The organism is Dokdonella sp. (genome assembly GCF_049593775.1).
Lineage (GTDB): Bacteria > Pseudomonadota > Gammaproteobacteria > Xanthomonadales > Rhodanobacteraceae > Dokdonella.
This window is the reverse complement of sequence record NZ_JBAWHJ010000051.1, coordinates 1-2524: the sequence shown is the minus strand read 5'-3', so window position 1 is coordinate 2524 and position 2524 is coordinate 1. Positions and strand designations below refer to the sequence as shown.

The 2524-nt window shown below is 58.9% G+C and carries 3 protein-coding genes; all 3 read left to right on the top strand.

Annotated features, from left to right (window positions below):
- Positions 1-216, top strand: a 216-nt coding sequence (gene zapE, locus WBP53_RS01940) for an AFG1/ZapE family ATPase (RefSeq protein WP_423925388.1), incomplete at its 5' end; no start/stop codon positions are given.
- Positions 217-516: 300 nt separating this feature from the next.
- Entirely contained in the window at positions 517-1827 is a 1311-nt protein-coding gene (locus WBP53_RS01935; RefSeq protein WP_423925386.1) for an amidohydrolase, read from the top strand.
- A 52-nt stretch (positions 1828-1879) separates the two neighbouring features.
- Positions 1880-2338: a hypothetical protein gene (locus WBP53_RS01930; RefSeq protein WP_423925384.1), complete on the top strand. Its 459-nt coding sequence runs from the start codon at positions 1880-1882 to the stop codon at positions 2336-2338.
- Positions 2339-2524: the final 186 nt, after the last annotated feature.

The window sequence follows — 2524 nt, the reverse complement described above, 5'->3', positions numbered from 1 at the left end:
CCCGAATTCACGCCGCAGACCGAGGACTCGGCACAGCGTTTCGTGGAACTTGTCGACGAACTCTACGACCACGGCGTCAAACTGGTGCTGTCGGCCGCGGTACCCATCGTCGAGTTGTACGACGGGCGCCGCCATCGTGCGATGTTCGCGCGCACCGAGTCGCGCCTGATCGAAATGCAGAGCGAGGACTATCTGGGGCGCGAGCATCACGGATAGTCCTTTGCTGACGGAAAGAGACTAGTTCAGTGCTGCTCTAGCGAGATCACCATCTTTCGTCTTCCCGGCGAAAGCCTGGATCCAGTTTGAACGCACCTGAATGCAAGATGGATCCCGGCTTTCGCCGGGATGACGAGCAGTTAGGTCGGCGCTATTTGGATACAGCTTCCCCAATATTAGGTTCCATTCGGATCCGACAGGCAATACTCCTTCACTCGTCCTGATTCTTGCTCAATAGTGAATCCGGTTGCATCAGACCTCGTGTTGCGATTGACTGCGTGCTGACTTTCGGAGAATGCCATGCGCCATACCTTGCTTGCCGCCGCAATCAGCCTTGTCCTGCCACATGCCAGCATGGCTGCCGAACCGAGTACATCCGCGCTGGTCGACGCGCGCATGGAGCAGATCACCAGTATTCGTCGCGACCTGCACCAGAATCCGGAATTGAGCAATCGCGAAACGCGCACGGCCAAGGTCGTGGCCGCCGAGCTCAAGAAGCTTGGCTTCGAAGTCAGCACCGGGATTGCGCACACCGGCGTTGTCGGCATCCTCAAGGGCGGCAAACCCGGACCCAGGCTGGTCATCCGTGCCGACATGGATGGATTGCCGGTGACCGAAGAAGTCGACCTTCCATTTGCTTCGAAGGCGAAAGGGGAATATCAGGGCAAGGAGGTGGGTGTCATGCATGCCTGCGGGCACGACGTGCATACCGCGACCACGCTCGGTGTCGCCAGCGCGCTGGCCAGCCTGCGCAAGGATCTCCCCGGTGAGGTGATGTTTATCTTCCAGCCCGCAGAGGAAGGTGCTCCGGCCGGAGAAGAGGGTGGCGCGCCGCTGATGGTCAAGGAGGGCGTATTCAAGAACTTCAAGCCCGATGCCTTGTTTGGCATGCACGTCACCTCGATGTATCACGTGGGTACAGTCGCGCTGCGCCCCGGCGGCATCATGGCCAGCTCCGATACCTTTCACATGACGGTGCATGGAAAGCAGACCCATGGTGCAACACCCTGGAAGGGCATCGATCCGATCGTCGCCGGAGCCGACATCGTCATGTCGGCGCAATCCATCGTCAGTCGACGCATGGACATCAACAAGGACCCGGTGGTGCTGACATTCGGCATCTTTGATGGCGGCCAGCGTTTCAATATCGTGCCCGACAGCGCGACCCTGCAGGGCACGCTGCGCGCCTTCGACACCGGCATGCGCGACCAGGCCCTGGCCGACTTGCGCCAGGTCGCCGAACATGTTGCTGCCGCACACGGCGCCACGATTGAAATGGAAGTTCCGGTGGCCGGTGCGAGAAATCCGGTCAACTACAACGATCCGGAATTGACTGCGGATGTGACGGCGAGCCTGGTCAAGGTCCTCGGCAAGGATTCCGTAATTTTTGCCGATCGCTGGACCGCATCGGAGGACTTCCCGCAACTCGGCGTCAGCGTTTCAGCACCCAGCGTCTATTTCTTCGTCGGCGGCACTCCGAAGGATCAGGATACAAAGACTGTCGCGTTCAATCATTCGCCGCGATTCTTTGTTGATGAGGGTGCGTTGAGGACGGGGACGGAGGCGATGTTGCAGGCAAGTCTCGATTTTCTGGGGTACTCGGCACCGTAGTGTAGGGATTGGCCAATGTAGCTCTACCGAAGACCGAGGCTAGGCTCGCGATTTGATGAGGACAGAAGCGGACAAAGCTGAAGTCGAACTCGCGGTTTTCCGCAGATTTATAGAGCTCGCGCGGCTTCCCCTTGATGCAGGCAGCGAGCGCAAGGGGAATGCGGATACTGGTGAGCCCGATGTCATTTGCACACTTGGTGGCGAATTGTGCGCTTTTGAGTTGGCCGAGACCTGCGCGCCGGAGTTTGCAATTGCAGCAGCGAACGCCGCAAAGTCCGGATCCGGAGTTTCAGTCTCTTGGGGTTCAGATGTCTCGCATCTCTCGCTTGGAAATAAACTGACAAAGCGCTATTCCGTGACTTGCCCTGATCATCTGCTTCTCTATGCGGACGGACCAACTGCCCTTCCAGATGAACACATCCTGGCTGCATTGAATGACGAACTAGTTTCAGGAATGGGGCCGTTTCTTTCCATTTGGTTCTACGGCTCGGGTATCCACAAGGTCCGCTAGGCACCAGAAACGCCAAGTGCTTTCACCCGCCTGCGGCGCGTGAGTCACTTCTCTTTGCGTGGCCACTGCGCCGCAGGAGCGGCGCGAGCAGCGCAGCTGACCCGCGGGGCGGAGGGCAGGAGCCCGACGTAAAGAGAAGTAACCAAGAGAAAGGCCACCCCACTCACGCGCCTTACGCACAGTCCC

Bases quoted from the DNA above. Each gene is read 5' to 3' on its own strand.
- WBP53_RS01935 (WP_423925386.1), top strand. From the start codon at position 517: ATGCGCCATACCTTGCTTGCCGCCGCAATCAGCCTTGTCCTGCCACAT.